The organism is Thermoanaerobacter ethanolicus JW 200 (genome assembly GCF_003722315.1).
Taxonomy (GTDB): domain Bacteria; phylum Bacillota; class Thermoanaerobacteria; order Thermoanaerobacterales; family Thermoanaerobacteraceae; genus Thermoanaerobacter; species Thermoanaerobacter ethanolicus.
Genome location: NZ_CP033580.1, coordinates 2443751 through 2461835 on the forward strand (window position 1 = coordinate 2443751; position 18085 = coordinate 2461835).

Sequence of the window (18085 nt, forward strand, 5' to 3'; positions counted from 1 at the left end):
ACTTTAGATTAAATTTAGTATATGATTAAACCATATTTCAGCATCTACTCCGTAGGTAAATATTTTTTCATCATAGAAGACATATCTTGAAAGCCATATCCACAAACGCCATTGCGAGGAGAATTTGCAATCCCATTCGCAATTTTCTCTATCATTTCCTCATGATATAAATGTTGTTTTACACAATTTTCACACAAAAATTCTCCACATTCATAGCAAAAATATTCAGCTTTTTCCTGACAATTATCACAATAGTAAATCGGGGCAATATTTTGTGCCAAAACAACTACTTTCTTTTTCTGTGGAAGTAATTGTCTTTTTAAAACTTTCAATTCCAAGTGCGTGGTTGAACCAAAATCATACTCATAATCAAACTTCATGTTTTCCGTTATAACATTTGTTAATTTATAGTTCATACTTTTCGGTTTTGGTCCAAAAAAGAAAGGTTCATCTAACCACCCTTTCGGATCTATATCATATATTTCACCATCAATTTTAAATTGGCTCAAATGTCCACAACACTCAAGCCAAAAATCACGCAAAAACTTGTCAATATCTCTTAAGGTAGCTTTTGTATCCACAGAAACATATAGCCAATAAAGTGATGAATCGTATTTAGGATATACGCTTAAAATAAAAACTTCCTTTTCTTTTATCCCTTCTTCATCTGACAGCTTTGAAAAATACTCTTTCATACTTTTACATGAAAGAATATGTCTCAACATTGAAGATTTTTCAAATTCTTTCATACAAAAATAGCAAGTCCCTTTCATAAAAATTCTTCCTTTCCAAAAAAATTTTAAATACTTTTTGTTCTACGTTAATTTTACCATAAAAACTTTCTCCGTAATAAATACTTTTTCAGGTTTAGTCCAGTCTCTTTCTAAATCTCAATATGGCCACTGTCAAAAGAAAAACTGACATAAGAGTAATTATCACTATTTGATGTACAAGAAGAGAAGCATCTATACCCTTTATTATTATCCCTCTCAAAATAACTAGAAAATATGTAAGTGGAAAAATATCTCCAACTGCTCTTATAACAGTAGGCATTTGTTCCCTCGGAAAAATAAATCCTGACAATATTATGGTTGGAAGCAATACGAAAAATGCCCCCTGCATTGCTTGAGTTTGAGTCTGCGCTACTGTTGAGATAAGTATTCCTATTGCAAGAGCACAGGTTATAAAATCAAGTCCTAATAAAAGCAATAGATATATATTACCTCTAACAGGCACGCCAAACCAATACATGCTAAGCCCTAAAACCATTAAAAAATCTGTGTAACCAATTAGAATGTAAGGTAAAAGTTTTCCAATCATTAATTCTGAAGATTTTATAGGGGTTACAATCAATTGTTCTATTGTGCCCCTTTCTTTTTCTCTCACAAGCGCAAAAGCCGTCAATATTATGGTGATGTTTTGCATGATTAGACCCAAAAGCCCCGGAATTGTAAACACTTGCGTGTTGAGTTCTGGATTGTATTCTACTTTTGTAGAAAGGTCTATTCCAATGGAAGGCATTTTCATGCCTTTGACTTTCAATTCTTTTTGTACAATATTGTTTGAAAACATTTGAGATATCATAATACCGCTTGATAAAGCAGTCCTTGCTGTGGTAGGATCAGAACCATCAATTTTAAGTAAAGGCTGTACCATTTTTACTTTATACTGCGAAAAATCCGGCGGTATAATAAGACCTGCTTTTACCTTTCCTTCATCCAGTAAACGATTTAACTCATCTATACTACTTACATAAAAATCCGGATTAAAATACAGTGAATTTTTGTATGCTTCAATATAGTTTCTGCTTTCATAGGTCTTGCTTTGGTCAAAAACTGCCATTGGTATATGGTCAACTTCTGTTGCAACAGCATAGCCAAAGAGCAAAAGCATTGTAATAGGCATAATAAATGAAATAACTAAACTTATCCTGTCTCTTCTTATATGTATAATTTCTTTTTTAATAATTGCAAAAAGCCTCGTCTTATTCATTATTCATCATCCTTACGTATTTAATAAAGACATCTTCAAGCGAATCAAGATTATTTTCTCTTTTTATCTCATAGGGGGTACCAAAAGCCATCAACTTTCCATTAAACATAAAAGCTGTGAGGTCACATATTTCTGCTTCTTCCATATAATGAGTAGTCAATAAAATTGACATACCATCATTAGCAAGGCTTTTTATGATATCCCAAAACATCCTTCTTGATAAAGGGTCCACTCCTGATGTAGGTTCATCAAGTATAAGCAATTTAGGATTATGTAATATAGCACAGCCTAAAGCAAGCCTCTGCTTCAATCCTCCTGATAATGTACCAGCAATTTGCTTTCCTCTCTCCTCTAATCCAACAATATCAAGAACTTCTTTGATTCTTTGTTTCATCTCTTTTTTACTTAGTCCATACACACTCGCATAAAAATTTAAATTTTCTCTCACAGTTAAATCTTCGTAAAGGCTAAATTTTTGAGACATATACCCTATAGATTTTTTTATTTTCTCACTTTCTTTTTCTATATCATAGCCTAGAACAGCTCCCTCTCCTGATGTGGGCTTTAAAATGCCACAAATCATCCGTATAGTGGTGGATTTTCCTGAGCCGTTTGGCCCTAATAGGCCGAATATTTTATAAGTCGGAACTTGTAACGTAAGCTTGTCTACAGCAGTTATATTGCCAAATCGTTTTGTCAATTCTTTCAATTCTATTACATATTCCATTATCTACACCTTCTATTCATTTACAATGACATCTGCCAACATTCCAGGTTTTAAATCTTTTATGTGGTCAAGGATTTGAACTTTTACTTGGTATACTACATCTTCTTTTGATGACTTTGTCACAGTGTTTTTGGGAGTGAATTCGCCGTTTGGTGAAATATAAGTAATCTTTCCTTTAATTAAATCTTTTATAGAATCTACTTTTATACTTACTTCTTGGTTTAAAGAAACTTTATGCAAATTCTTTTCTGGTATGTATATTTTTATAAAAAGATTCTTTAAATCAGATATTTGAGCAATATTTCCTCCTGCCATAGCTATTTCGCCAGCATTAATGTAAATATTAGTTATAGTACCATCAATCGGAGAAGTTATTGTTCCCTTTTTAATCATAAGGTTGGTTAAATCATAATTTGCTTGCGCTTGGTCTACGTTTAATCTCGCTATATCAGCTTGATTCTTAGGTCCATTTTTAACTTGGTCATACTTTAACTTTGCTATTTCCAAATTGGCTTTAGCTATTTTTGCTTGTTCTTCATATTGACTTACATCAAGTAAAGCTATCTTATCTCCTTTTCTAATTTCATCTCCTTCTTTTACATATAAATCAGTGATAAGACCAGATATCTCTGATTGTACATACAAAGTTTCGGCTTCTATTGTTCCCGTATAAAGATTTTCTTGTGAATTTGAATTAGAACAACCTGAAGTAATGATACTAAATGCAATTAACATAATAAATGCCAAATATTGTCTCTTCATAATTAATGCTCCTCTCCTATATCTTCTATATCTCTTAACAGTTTTTTTATTATTTTGTTTTCATTATATTTTATTTAAGAAAAATCTGTCAATATTATAATCTTTCAGCTTCTATTTGCATGATAAAATCAAAAAACCACCGCACAGGGTGGGTTTTTAATATCCTATTGACTTAGTTTTTATAGATACATTGCTTTCTTCCGCTACATAATGAGATTTAGCTTTTAAAATTATTTCTCCCGGCTTTCGTGTCGATTTTACATAAACTGCTCCTCTGCCAGTTTCTAATGTCAACGGATTTTCTCCAATCAGTTTTCCTTCACCTTCTATTTCAAATGATACAGGTATATTAGCATATGGGAGAATAGAGCCGTTTTCATCCACAACACTTATAACAACCCGTGTACAATCAGCGCCATCTGCCATAATCTCATTATCATCACAAGAAAAAATTAATTTATGTGGTTTCCCATATGGCCTTAATGTATGTCTTGCTACTTCCTTACCGTCTATCAAACCTACCGCAGTAATAGAAGCATTATTAACTCTTACCTCCATATAGTTGATTCCGCATTCCTTTATTGAAAATTCAAAAGGTGGATGTGGTAAACTAGGAAAGTCAACTCTATTGGGCATTTGTCTTTTCACAAATTTATCATTTATATAAAGTTCCACTTCTTCACAATTACTAAATACAAGCAATTTATCACCATTTTCCTCTTCAAATGATGGTATTAAGTACGAAGCTATAAACACATAGGGCCCATATAAGTGAGGATCGGCCTGGCTTCTGTAAAAATGAGCTGCAAATTTTGGAAGTCTAAATATATCACAGACTCCATGATAGCATATATTGTCTCCTGAACCAAAAGCACTTGTGGTATTATAATCAAATGCACACCAGCCTGATGCACCAGCCATGTTTGGTATCCCATATTGTTTGTCTTGAATAAGAGCATGCAACCTTGCATGAGTAATAAGTCTATTAAGGTTATCATATGATTTTGTCGGATACATATGGCCCATATATTCTGTTACCATATACTTTTTGTGATTTGGAAGTTGTATTTTCCCTTCTAAATCATATATAAAGTCGTTATATGTAAATACATCTTCAAGTTTTTCACTATCTCTTAAATATCTAACACCACATGTTGGTCTACTCCTATCCAGGTTATGAGCTATTTCATTTGTCTCTGTATAAAAATCGTGGTCATCTAAAGACTCATTTATTCGCACACCCCAAATAAATACACAAGGATGATTTCTATCTCTTAAAATCATTTCTTTTAAATTCTCTTTTGCAATGTTCTTCCAATTTTCGTCGCCTATATGCTGCCATCCAGGTATCTCTTCAAAAACTAGCAAGCCTATCTCATCACATCTATCCAAAAATGAAACAGCCTGCGGATAATGTGACGTCCTAACATAATTTAATCCCAATTCATACTTTAGTATATCTGCATCTTTTCTTTGTATTCTATCCGGCATAGCACCGCCAACATAAGGAAAAGTCTGATGTCTGTTTAATCCTCTTAATTTTAAAGGTTCACAATTAATATAAAACTTACCGTCATCTCCAAAATGCACAGTCCTTATTCCTGTTCTAAAAGTATAATTATCTAAAATTTCATTCTCTGCAATAAGTTTTACATACACATTATATAAATATGGATGATCTGGATGCCAAGTTAATGGATTATCCATCTTTATTCGCTGTATAATCTCCTTTTGCATGTCTTTAACATCAGTAACCGAAGATGAACACACAACACCTTCTTTATTTATAACCTCTGTCAATATTTTTGCATTTCTTACCTCTTTACCTTCGATGGTTGTAGTAATTGAAATTTCCGCAACAGAATCTTGCAATTTATCAACAACAAAATAAACATCTTTTATATGGGTATCATTTAAAATTTTCAGCCATACATTTCTGTATATTCCACCAAACAACATATAATCTACAAGATGACCTTCTGGAGGAATATCTTTATGTTCTCTTGAATCCACTTGTACAGCAATTAAATTTTCGAAATCACCATATTTGACATATTCTGTAATGTCAAATTCAAAAGGGGTATATCCTCCTTTATGTTCTCCTACAAATTCGCCATTTACATAAATCTTCGCAACAGTCATAACACCTTCAAAATGAACATAAACCTTTTTACCTTTGTATCTCTCACCTACTTTAAAATGTTTTCTGTACCATGAAATAAACCTGTAGTCTTCTTCTTTAAAATAGTGGTGAGGAAATGTTTTGTTTGCATGAGGAAGACTAACAAGTTCAAAATTGCTTTCATCAAAATCAAGTTTATATGCATCATTTAAGTTTTCAGGAATATATAGCCAATCTACATTAAAATTCAATACTTTCCTACTCATTCTTAATACTCTCCTCCTTAAAATGCATCATAATGCTCTGGAAGTCCCCTTTAAGTTCTGGAATTACTAACCCTGCATACATAAGTTCATCACCACTATATAAACTGCCATCATCTTCTAAAACATAATTAAAATCTGGATTTATTCCTTTTAGACGAAGTCTTTTAATAGGTTCATTTGCTCCTTTCAAAACTTCAAAATAATAAAGCAAAAATTCTCTTTTATCTTCAGAAACAATCAACCAAGCAGTTTCATTCCCTTCAAAGGGACTTAACAATCGATAAAAATCTCCAAATTGCACCAGTTTCCTAATTTCTTTATACTTTCTTACATATTTCTTTATTTCCTCTTTTTCTTCATTAGATAGTTTGGTCAAATCAAGTTCAAAGCCAAAATTAGCCGACATTGCTATATGTGCACGTATTTTTAAAGGTGTAATTCTGTGAACCTGGTGATTTGGTACAGCAGATATGTGGCTTCCCATTGAAATAAGAGGATAAACTATACTTGTACCATACTGTATTTTGAGTCTTTCTACAGCATCTGTATCATCACTGGTCCAAGTCTGTGGCATGTAATAAAGCATTCCAGGGTCAAAACGGCCGCCACCACCAGCACAACTTTCAAACAAAACATCAGGAAACTTTGTCGTTAATTCTTCTAATATCCTGTAAAGTCCAAGTATATATCTGTGAGCAGTTTCTCTTTGTCTTTCAGGAGGCAAAAGTGCAGAGCCTATCTCTGTCATATTTCTATTCATATCCCATTTTACATAACTTATATTGGCGCTTTCTAAAATATCTGAGACTACCTTTATAATATAATCTTGTACATCTTTTCGCGACAAGTCTAACACAAGTTGATTTCTGCTTTCACTTCTTAACCTATCAGGCACATGTATACACCAATCAGGATGCTTTCTATATAGATCACTATCAGGAGATACCATTTCTGGTTCCATCCATAATCCAAATTTTAAACCTAAAGAATTTATGTCTTTTGCAAGGCCATCCAAACCACTTGGAATCTTTTCTTTATTTACAAACCAATCTCCCAGTGAAGAATTGTCAGAATTTCTTTTCCCAAACCATCCATCGTCAAGAACAAACAATTCAATACCCAAATTTTTAGCTTCTTTAGCAAGTTCTTTAAGCTTTTCTTCTGTAAAATCAAAATAAGTGGCTTCCCAATTGTTTATAAGAATTGGTCTTTCTTTGTCCTTAAATTTACTTCTCATAATTCTATTTCTGTACAATTTGTGATAGGTATTTGACATTTTATTTAAGCCACTATCCGAATAAACCATAACGACTTCTGGTGTTTGAAATACCTCACCTGTCTTTAGAAGCCATGAAAAATCAAATGGATTGATTCCCATAGAAACCCTTGCCATATTATATTGATCTACTTCTACTTGTGCCAAGAAATTGCCACTGTAAACAATGCTAAATCCATAAACATCTCCACGCCATTCATCAGCGTCTTTTCTTAAAAGTGCTATAAAAGGATTTTGATGATGGCTGCTTGCACCTCTTCTGCTTTCAATAGACTGAATTCCTGGTACAAGGGGTCTTCTTATAACATGTCTTTCTCTTGCCCAAGCCCCTGACAATTGAAGCATTTCAAAATTACTATCATTAAAGTCAACATTCATAGACAAAGCTCTAAGTAGTTTTATGTCTCCTTTTCCCATGTTTTCAAATCTCACTGACCTTGTTATAACATCATAATCCCTAAATGCTGTATAAATTAAGGTTACCTTTAAATTAGCTACTTTATCATACAATTCTAACTCAAGAGTATCAGCTTCATCTTCATTTTCAACATAAGTAGCCGGAAGCCCTTCTAATTTAGGCTTACCTTTATAGATTTTGTGAGATAAGTACCTTAAATCAGAAACAGTAGAACCGTTTTCAAGCTGAATTTGATATGCAGGACTCCTAAAATCAGTATTACCATACGCAGAGTACTCTTGTGGTAAAAAATCCAGCATTAACTGATTCCCAAAGTTAATAATATCATTATCTATACTTGTATGAGGTAATTTTAATAAATGGTATATATTGGGATCCTTTATTATTTTGCCAAAATATGCATGTAAAACAGCGCCATTTTTTAAAACATAAATTACATAACTTGTATCTTTGGCAGTTAGGTAAAAAGTTTTTGTTTTATCATTAAAATGAATAGGCATAGTAAGTCCTCCTCCTTATATTATTTTTTATTTTCTCTTAATATCTTAGTTTTTCTTTAATTTTTTCATCACAACAAGAGCATCTCATGGCTTATATTATCATTTCTTACTTATCTAACCATTAAATAGGTAAGTTTAATAAACCTCATATCCTATTTCCATATTATGGCGGGATAGCTCCACTTATCTCATGGGGTTTACCCTCCCATGTCTCACTGGATCTTAGTCCTTAATTCCTTCGTTCTACCTGCCATGAGGTGGATGTCATTTCTGCTCCATTGCAGGGTCTTTGCCCGTATGGTGATTATTCTTGTATGACAATTCCCGCTCTTGTTGTCAATATCCCATCTCTTGACTAGTTGTTTTTGTTTTATTCCTTACTTTACCTTTTATGTCACGTCGTTCACACTTTCCTTTTCCCTAAAAATTAATTCTTCTTAAGGGTCAGCTTTTTAGATGTGAGTAATTTAAAGCTGAAGAGAAGATGATTAACCCTTAATTGATTTGATAGTATGTTAGCACTTTTTATGCAGCTTCCTGTAAGGCTGGCCTCTTTATGTCCTTCATCATCTTGATTGGGTCATATTTTACTCCTTTTTTAATATGACATAAAATACCCTTATCAGTTTGTTACACAATACTATTAGTGATTGCTTCTTTTTTAGCGGGTTTTGCGCTCTGGTAGTGTAATATTTGTGTAGTTCACGAAACTCTTCGTTTTTTGCAACCAAGGCCATTACTGCATTAAATAGTACTCTCCTCAATCGCTTCCTCCCTCTTTTACTTATTGTCGTTTCTCCTTTATGCTTACCAGAGCTATTCTCTACTAGGTTTAATCCTCCTAGTTTTTGTATCTGTTTTGGATGTTCATATTTCTCAATATCTCCTACTTCTGCAATAAAACCCGCTACTGTATTTACTCCTATCCCTTTGATTTCTAGTAGTTCTTTAACCCCTGGTATTTCAACTATTAATTCTTCTATCTTCTTCTCTATTTCTTCAATTTGTTTTTTGAGAAATTCGTATTGTTCAATGAGAGTCTTTATCTCGTATTCCGCCATCTTTATGCCCTGCTTCTTCCCTATGCTCTCCTTAGCAGTTTCTATCAGCTTTATAGCCCTTTTTTCTCCTACCCCTCTTTGTACTTCTTTCTTCCATATCGATATTATTTCTTCAGCACTCTTTTTTTCTATCTTCTCAGGCGTTGGAAATTCTCTTAATGTGATAAGTGCTGCTTTCCCTTCCCAGTCTGAAAATACGGTGTTAAACTCCGGAAAGTATATGTCCATCCATCTTGTTATTTGATTTTTTGTCATCCCTATTTGTTTGTTCAACCTGTCTTTTATGTCCATCGCTACCCTTAATTCTGCATATACTCCTTCAGGTATTGTCGGCTCTACATATCTCCCATCTTTTACTAGCATTGCTATTGTTTTTGGGTCTTTTTTATCGCTTTTTGTGGGAGAATTGTCATCTAATTCTTTGCTCCTCTTTACATGAAATGGATTAACCAATACTACCTTTATGTTATTGTCTTTAAGGTATTGGGCAAAACATAGCCAATATTGCCCTGTCGGTTCTATCCCTACTATTAGTTTGTTTTTCTTATGTCTCTCCATCAACTCTTTTGCCCATCTAAAAAATTTTGTCATACCTTCTCTATTGTTTTCAAATCTTAGGTATTTCCCATATTCTACTCCTCTGTAGTCAAATGCTCTGGCATAATGGCTTTCTTTTGCTATGTCTACTCCCGCAATTAATGTGTCTTCTGTTACTTGCAAAATCTTTTCATTTTGTGTATACTTCATTTTAGGTATCTCCTGTTTATTTTGATAATTCGAGGTAAGTTCTAGAACTTACACTCTGTATTTTATCAGGAGGTACTTATTTTTTTAAAGTTCATTCTTCCTTATTTTTTATTCATTACAGGAATGCTCCATATATTAGGCGTAAATTTCACTAAGCACTCCTAACCTTTATCTTCGAGTTCCACTCTATTTTCTGTTAGGCAGTCCCTATCAGGGTTGACAGCTTTCAAACATGAATAGTCTATCCTAATATCTACTTAAATACTACCGTCAAGTCCCCTTTACCTATCCCTTCGGTAGGTTCAAACAGTACTATGACTTGAACTGACTTCTGAATATTAAGCTATATCTCACGATATAGGTTACTCATGGAGAAAATTTATTCTCGACTTGAGCATATCATTCAGACCTCCCCGGTAAGAACGATAACTTTTTTCTCATCTATCTGCCAGATTTACTGTATGAGATTCGAGTAGTGTTGGACTTCGTTTTGTAATGCAAATTCATCAGCCCCAATTCAGCCTCCTATCTGGTTTTTATTCATCAGACCGAGATTTTGCCTTAAGCTTCCTTCAGATTCCACCTCACGATGGACACCCTTGCTCTTGGCTAGTACCAAGCCCACAATGGACTTTCACCGCCTAGTTATCGCTCATGCCGGGCGCACGTCAAAAAACCCCACCGCAAAGGGTGGGATTAAATGTCTCTACTACATTCTCCACATTCATTTTCTCTTTTATAATACTTTTTGATAAATTATTCAAACTAGCCTAGAAACAATATCAGCTATCCCGCTTAAATCAAGATGTATTACAGTGTGGATGAGCTTTATTTTTTAGTTAAATATTTTCTAATATCAACAGCAACAGCTGATACAATAATAGCTCCCTTGATTATTAATTGCCAATAAGGATTCATTCCAATAAATGTTAAGCCGTAATTAATAACAGTAAACAAAAGAACACCAACTATGACGCCCGGGACTGTTCCAACCCCTCCTGATACTGACCATCCACCAACAACACAGGCAGCTATTGCGTCTAATTCATACATAGTTCCATATTCACTAGTTGCTCCTCCTGTTCTTGCAGCTTCAAGTGCACCAGCAATAGCGTATAAAGTCCCTGCGATAGCAAATAGCCATAAAATATGTTTCTTTACATCAACACCTGATACAACTGCCGCCTCTCTATTTCCACCAATTGCATATAAATTTTTACCAAAACTTGTTTTATTCATAATTATCCACATAATTATGGTAATAATAACAGCAATAATAACAACATATGGAATCCCAAGAAATCCTCCTGTACCTAATTCAAGAAAATCTTTTCTAAGACCAGCAATTGGCTGTGAATTATTAGGAGGTAAGCTAAAATAAATATTATCTGCTCCATAAGCAATAACCATAGTACCTAAAGTTGCAATAAAAGGAGGTACATTAAATCTTGACACAACAAATCCATTTAACAGTCCAAATAGCAACCCAACTATAGCAGTTATTAAAAGCGGAACTAACAATGGAAGTTGTGGTAAATGTGGAAAAAATCTTGCTGAGTAATTTGGGTCTTGCAAAAGTGATGCAGAAAGTACTGCTGCAAGTCCGACTAAACGCCCTGCAGAAAGATCTGCACCTCCTATCAAAATAGCAAGAGAAGCTCCCAACGCAATAATAATCCTCGTAGAACTTTGAACGAGAATATCTCTAAAAACTCTTACCGATATAAAAGAAGGATCCTTAATAGCAATAACTATAATTAATAATAGTAATACAAAATATATTGCATATTGACTTAAATACGTTTTAATTTTGTTGTTCATCAATATCTCCTCCGTCTTAGTTTGTATATTTACTAGCAAGGCGCATTATTTTTTCTTCAGTTGCTTCTTCTTTATCAAGGATTCCAGATAAATAGCCTTCACACATCACCATTATTCTATCTGCCATTCCTAAAAGTTCAGGCATCTCAGATGATATCATTATAATACTTTTGCCTTGCATTGTAAGTTCATTCATAATTGTATATATTTCATACTTCGCACCAACATCGATTCCTCTTGTTGGCTCGTCAAGTATTAATATTTCAGGAGAAGTAAGCAGCCATCGTGCTAAAAGTACTTTTTGTTGGTTTCCACCTGATAAATCCCTTATCAAAGTTCCTAATGATGGTGTTTTAACTCTTAAAGTTTTTACCATTTGTGTAGTGTCATCTTTCCTTATTTTATCATTAAGTAACAAAAAACGGCCTATATATTTTGATATATTAGCAATCGTAGCATTTTCTGTTATATTTAAATCCGGGAAAATTCCAGTAGAACGTATCAACTAATTTCATAAATCCATAATTTTTTATAGGAAACCTCCCAAGCCATATGTTTTCCATTACATTTCGATCTCTTACAGGATGTAATTCCTGATGTATCATAGAAATTCCATGCTTTCAGTAAGTAATGCCAATCCATATCTTTTTGCATCAATAGGCGATCTAATAACAGCTTCTTTCCCTTTAATAAATATTTTCCCTGACGCTATTGACCTTAATCCAAATATAGCTTCTACCAGTTCGGTACGCTGAGAACCTACTAACCCACCTATACCTAAAATTTCACCCTTCCTAAGTTCGAAAGAAACATTTTTAAATGATTTTGGTAATGGCGATGTTAAATTTTCAACTTTTAGAATACTTCTCCTGGCTTACTATTCCTTATTGGAAATCTGTTAGTCATCTCACGTCCAACCATTTTTGATATTATCATGTCTTCCGTTAATTCTTTAGTATCCCATGTGCCAACCACTTTTCCATCACGCATAATAGTTACTTCATCCGCAATTTCAAAAATTTCATCGATTTTATGAGATATATAAATTATTGAAACACCTTCTTTTTTTAAAGTGCGTATAAGGTCAAATAAATGAGCAACTTCGTTTTCTGTCAGAGAGGATGTTGGTTCATCCATAATTATAATTTTTGCATTATAAGAAATTGCTTTAGCTATTTCTATATATTGAATCTTTGATGCTGACAAATTTTTGACTAATTCATTTGGCTTAATGTCTATATCTAACCTAGATAAAAGTTTTTCCGTTTCTACGTACATTTTCTTTTCACTCCAAAGCCTCTCTAGAATTTTTTATGGTAATTTTTTGCCCATTTAATACTATTTCGCCTGAATCAGGTTCATAAATACCAAAAAGACATTTCATTAAAGTAGATTTTCCTGCCCCATTTTCCCCCATAATTGCATGTACTGTTCCTTTACGAACTTTAAGTGTTACATTATCCAAAGCTTTTACTCCTGGAAACTGCTTTGAAATATTGTTCATTTCTAATACGAATTCATTAGCAGCCATTTTTATGCCTCCTGCTTCTGCCATTAAAAATTTTTCTAAAGCAAGGGACATTCAAGCCCTTGCTTTAGAAATTTATAAAAACATAATATTGGCCATTAAATTTTATTGTAGAGCATCATTAATATTATCCTTTGTGATTTTCTTATAAGGAATCCATACATATTTGCCATCAGTAATATCGTAACCGATATTCTCTTTAGTCGGTGTTTGCCCTTGTGCAAGAACGTAAGCAATATTAAATGTAGCTTTAGCTTGATTTTTAGCATCATTTAGAACTGTACCTAACAATGTACCATCTTTAAGAGCTTGCACTCCTGGAACTGTTGCATCTACTCCAACTACAGGAATATATTTACCATTTTTGAAATAGCCTGCTTCTTTCAGTGCTTGAATAGCACCAAGCGCCATATCATCATTATTAGCAAATACTGCTTCAATCTTGTCTCCATATGCAGATAACCAAGCAGCCATCTTGTCATGTGCTGTTACTCTATCCCAATTTGCATAATCTTGTGCAAGGCATTTAACTTTAATACCTGCTTCTTCGACAGTCTGTATAGAATATTTTGTTCGAAGTATAGCATCTTGATGCCCTGGTTGTCCCATCAGCATAACATACTCCATAACACCATCATGATTCTTATCAGCTTCTGGATGTGATTTCCAATAATCTGCCATTATTTGCCCTTGCAAAATACCAGATTGCTCTGCTTTAGCTCCTACATAGTAAACTTTATCCCAAGATTGCATATCTTGTGGTAATGGCTCTCTATTGAAAAACACAACTGGAATATTTGCTGCTTTAGCTTTGCTAATAATAGTACCTGCAGCAGTTCTATCAACTGGATTAATTGCAAGTGCATCTACATGTTTAGTTATAAAAAGATCGATTTGATTATTTTGAGTAGGCTGTGAATTTTGACTATCTACCATATTAAGCTGAGCTTTACCTTGCGCATCTTCATTCATAGCATTTCTTACACTTGTCATAAAAGTATCATCAAATTTGTAAATTGCTACACCTATAACAGGTAATTTTTTGTTGTTGGTATTACTGCTTGTACTGCTTCCCGCATTTTGCTGAGAATTACTAGTTGATGTAGTATTACTGGAATTACCACATCCAGTAAGTACTATTGAAATAACAAACATAAGCAAGGCAACATAAGTTAATAGTTTTCTCATAAATTGTTTCTCCTCCTTTTTTGTAATTAAGAAATTTAAAATTAAGAGTCAATTAAGATTTTATGCTTTCTATTTTATTTTTAAATTTGTTTTTATTCGTAAAATGCTTTACCACCTTCTTTCACAATAAAATTTCTCTATGGAAGAATTATAAGTAGATTTCAGCGAACGTTATCAATTAACATAATCTTCTTTAAAAATTCTAATTAATCTAATTTATACAATTTCTAAACTTATCACTATGGTATAATAGTTTATTAAAACACTTTTATTATTATTGTTATTTATTGCAATTTCATTATCATATATTCCTTCTGTAAACATTTTTAATTCGCTTTTCAAAAACTCATTCTTTATACTTTATTTTTTATTTTAACTAACTCCTATATTATATATTCGACATGAATTCGAAAATTCCTTCTTCGAAAGCGTAATTTATTAAAAATTTTTATAAACTTTTTTGTAACCAAAAATTTACTTCCTGCAATATTTTTCTACAACCTCATCAAAAGCACCTTCATCTATATCTTTTACATTTACATTATTGTAAAGCTCCCATTCTTCAACATGCTCAACAGTTTCACCAGGCTGTAATTTTGTAAACGGACTTAACGTTTCTATTTCAAGCATCCAATCGTTTGTATAGGTTTCAAAAGATACTCCAAAGTCAGGATATGTTACATCTTGTTGTGGATAATATCTTTTTACAAAAAGATGTCCTCCTCTTGCGTAAGCTGCCCAGCCTTCTTGATTGTTAATTCCTAACTTAAAAGGTTCTCTGTTATTAGGATCTTGTTTCAGTGCAATATATTTTTCTCCCCAATACACCCTTTTATCATTCATTTTAGAATAAGGCCAGAGTACAATTTGCCTATTTGGAAGTAAATCTGTGTCTTTATTTGGCTGAGGAATTATTTCAATTCCTTCTGTGTTTAATACTGTTATTGTCCATGCTGAAAGCTCAATAGGCCATGCTCCAAGATTGGTTATCCTGTGTATAAGCCTTACTCTACTCTCATCAGGATTTAAGATTATATCGATTTGCTTTTGTGTGTTAACCCATTTTTCTGGCTTTTGAATAAGTCTCACACCATTTTCTATTTCATGCCAATCAATTTCATCATTATCTGGTACATATGTCCTCTTTCTGTCTTCAGGGCTATGCCACAGTCTATGGCCGCCATAATATCTGTATTCGTCACCTCCTTTTAAGCCAATAGTTTTAGGGTCCAAATTAAATTCGTTTACATCATTTTCAAATCCAAACCTTACAATTCTTGGGCCTATATCAGTTGTAGCCACAACATCAATAATGCCATTGGACAGCTTTATACTATTTTCCCACCCTAAAAAGTTTATTTTGTCAATTTTTATTGCCATACTATTCTCATTCCTTTCTGCATAATTTTTTATTTTTTTCATTACTTCAGTAGGTAAGATTCTTCGCTGCGCTCAGAATGACAGAGAGGTGTTACAATACTTCATCCATGACCATATTGGCAGCACCGATGAGTGTAGCATCATCACCTAATTCAGCAAAAGCTATTCTGCAGGAAGAAAATGAATTCTCAAAAGTGCGCTTTTTAGCACTTTCTATGATGATATCTTCAATAAGCTCACGTGCCTGCACAATCCCTCCCCCTATCAAAATGAGCTCTGGGTTAAATGTATTTATTGTATTGGCTATACCTATTCCTAAATATCTTCCTATAGTTTTTAAAGCATTGACTGCTAATTTATCGTTTAGTTTTGCTGCCTTGTATATCATCTCAGGAGTAACACTGTCTAACATCCCTTCTGCCATTTGATACACAATAGAATCCATACCCTCTTTAATAGATTTAACAACTAAATTCACTAAGGCTTTTTCTGAAGCCAACGCTTCAAAGCAACCGTAATTGCCGCAACTACATTGTGGCCCTGCTACATCAATAGTTGTATGCCCTATTTCACCCGCACCGTCACTGGCTCCAGTATATATCCTGCCATTTATAAGTATTGCTGAACCTATTCCATAGCCAACCTTTAAAAATATCATATTTTCAACATCTTTTGCTTTGCCCATGTGAAATTCTCCTAAAGCCATAGCTCGCACGTCATTTATAACATAGGTAGGTACACCAAATTTTTCTTCTACAATTGATTTTAAAGGAACATTTCTCCACCCAATATTAGGTGCAAATACAGATATACCTTCTTTCATTTTTACAGGTCCTCTAACTACAATTCCTATCCCCGATACATTTTGTGGAGATTCTTTTATTGCTTTATCAAGAACAGATGTCAACAATTCTAAAACTTCTTCTTGCTTTAAACCTCTAATAGAATTCTTCTCTTTCTTTTTTGTTTTAAGTTCTGCATCAAGAGTATATTGATGTAAGTTGTAGGTGCTTATATGAATGACAATAATACTCATAAAATCAGGATTTAATTTGATAAGTACAGGAGGCCTTCCACCATTTGATTCGCCAACTTTGTACTCCATTACAATATTTTCAGCAATGAGTTTGTTTACAATATTAGTCACAGTCGGTGGCGTTAAATTTGTCTCTTTGGCAATATCCGCTCTTGAAATAGGTCCCATTTTTCTTATGATATTTAATATAACTGATTCGTTCATTCCTTTTAACAATTTGTAGCTGACTGGTATTAAGTTTTCCATTTATACCCCTTCCTTTACCCTCTCTTAAAGCCATTTGGATGATTTTTGTGCCACATCCAAGCACTTTCAATTATTTCTTCTAAAGATGGATGTTTTGGCACCCAACCTAACTCTTCTATTGCCTTTTTGGAAGATGCCACAAGTACTGCAGGGTCTCCCGGACGGCGCCCAGCAACTTCTGCTGGAATAGGATGTCCTGTCACTTTTCTTGCAACTTCTATCACTTCCTTTACACTAAAACCTTCTCCATTTCCCAGGTTATAAATTGCGCTATTATGGTCTTTTCTCAATTTATAAAGCGCAAGTATATGTGCATCTGCTAAATCCATCACGTGAATATAATCTCTTATACATGTCCCATCTTTAGTAGGATAATCATCACCATAAATCATTATCTTTTCTCTTTTCCCAAGTGCAACCTGAAGTATAATCGGTATAAGGTGCGTCTCAGGAGAATGGTCCTCTCCAATCTCGCCTGTTTCAATAGCCCCTGCAACGTTAAAATATCGCAAAGCGACGTATTTGATTCCATAAGCACTGTCTGCCCATTTTAACATCTTTTCAACGGCAAGCTTTGTCTCACCATAAGGGCTGGTGGGATTAGTTCTATCTTCCTCTTCTATTGGAATTCTTTCTGGTTCTCCATATGTTGCAGCTGTTGAAGAAAACACGATTTTGTTGACATTGTGTTTCTTCATCGCTTTTAAAAGGCTCAATGTCCCGCATACGTTGTTTTCATAATATTTAAATGGCTCCTCTACACTTTCTCCTACAAGTGAAAAAGCTGCAAAATCAATCACCGCTTCAATTTCATTTTCTGTAAATACCTTGTCTAAAAAAGCTTCATCCCTTAAATCTCCTATATACAATTTCCCTCCCAAAACAGATTCTTTATGTCCTGTGACGAGGTTATCTACAACGACAACTTCTTCATTTCTCCTTAAAAGTGCTGCAACTGTGTGGCTTCCAATATAACCTGCACCACCACATACTAAAACCGCCATATTTTTACCTC

At 33.7% G+C, this 18085-nt stretch carries 11 protein-coding genes and 2 pseudogenes; all 13 read right to left on the reverse strand.

The genetic code is table 11. The annotated features are described in order from the left end of the window. Positions 1–44 precede the first annotated feature (44 nt). The gene (locus EB239_RS12265; protein ID WP_318261383.1) at positions 45–749 is read right to left on the reverse strand and encodes a B-box zinc finger protein; all 705 of its coding nucleotides are present in this window, start codon (positions 747–749) and stop codon (positions 45–47) included. 118 nt (positions 750–867) lie between these two features. Next, a complete protein-coding gene (locus tag EB239_RS12270) occupies positions 868–1992 on the reverse strand; it encodes an ABC transporter permease (protein WP_003869371.1) in 1125 nt (374 codons plus the stop codon). After that, positions 1985–2719 (reverse strand): ABC transporter ATP-binding protein, encoded by a 735-nt coding sequence (locus EB239_RS12275; RefSeq protein WP_003869372.1) that lies wholly within the window; start codon positions 2717–2719, stop codon positions 1985–1987. Before EB239_RS12275 ends, EB239_RS12270 begins: the two co-directional genes overlap by 8 nt. A gap of 12 nt (positions 2720–2731) precedes the next feature. Next, positions 2732–3481: an HlyD family secretion protein gene (locus EB239_RS12280; RefSeq protein ID WP_003869373.1), complete on the reverse strand. Its 750-nt coding sequence runs from the start codon at positions 3479–3481 to the stop codon at positions 2732–2734. A gap of 156 nt (positions 3482–3637) precedes the next feature. Beyond that, entirely contained in the window at positions 3638–5869 is a 2232-nt protein-coding gene (locus tag EB239_RS12285; RefSeq protein ID WP_003869374.1) for a glycoside hydrolase family 2 TIM barrel-domain containing protein, read from the reverse strand. Beyond that, complete coding sequence (locus tag EB239_RS12290; protein WP_003869375.1) at positions 5862–8063, reverse strand: alpha-galactosidase; 2202 nt, start codon at positions 8061–8063, stop codon at positions 5862–5864. The genes EB239_RS12285 and EB239_RS12290 overlap by 8 nt, the downstream gene beginning before the upstream one ends. A gap of 525 nt (positions 8064–8588) precedes the next feature. Further along, a pseudogene (locus EB239_RS12295) lies at positions 8589–9871 on the reverse strand (IS110 family transposase). 828 nt (positions 9872–10699) lie between these two features. Further along, complete coding sequence (gene mglC, locus EB239_RS12300) at positions 10700–11692, reverse strand: galactose/methyl galactoside ABC transporter permease MglC (RefSeq protein ID WP_003869377.1); 993 nt, start codon at positions 11690–11692, stop codon at positions 10700–10702. Positions 11693–11708: 16 nt separating this feature from the next. Then, positions 11709–13223, reverse strand: a pseudogene (locus EB239_RS15375) (sugar ABC transporter ATP-binding protein). 102 nt (positions 13224–13325) lie between these two features. Next, positions 13326–14408, reverse strand: a complete 1083-nt coding sequence (locus EB239_RS12315) for a galactose ABC transporter substrate-binding protein (RefSeq protein WP_003869381.1) — start codon at positions 14406–14408, stop codon at positions 13326–13328. 474 nt (positions 14409–14882) lie between these two features. Next, the gene (locus EB239_RS12320) at positions 14883–15788 is read right to left on the reverse strand and encodes a TTE1925 family mutarotase (protein WP_003869382.1); all 906 of its coding nucleotides are present in this window, start codon (positions 15786–15788) and stop codon (positions 14883–14885) included. Positions 15789–15879: 91 nt separating this feature from the next. Then, positions 15880–17070 (reverse strand): transcriptional regulator GalR, encoded by a 1191-nt coding sequence (gene galR, locus EB239_RS12325; RefSeq protein ID WP_003869383.1) that lies wholly within the window; start codon positions 17068–17070, stop codon positions 15880–15882. A gap of 14 nt (positions 17071–17084) precedes the next feature. Then, positions 17085–18074, reverse strand: a complete 990-nt coding sequence (galE, locus tag EB239_RS12330; RefSeq protein ID WP_003869384.1) for a UDP-glucose 4-epimerase GalE — start codon at positions 18072–18074, stop codon at positions 17085–17087. Positions 18075–18085 lie beyond the last annotated feature (11 nt).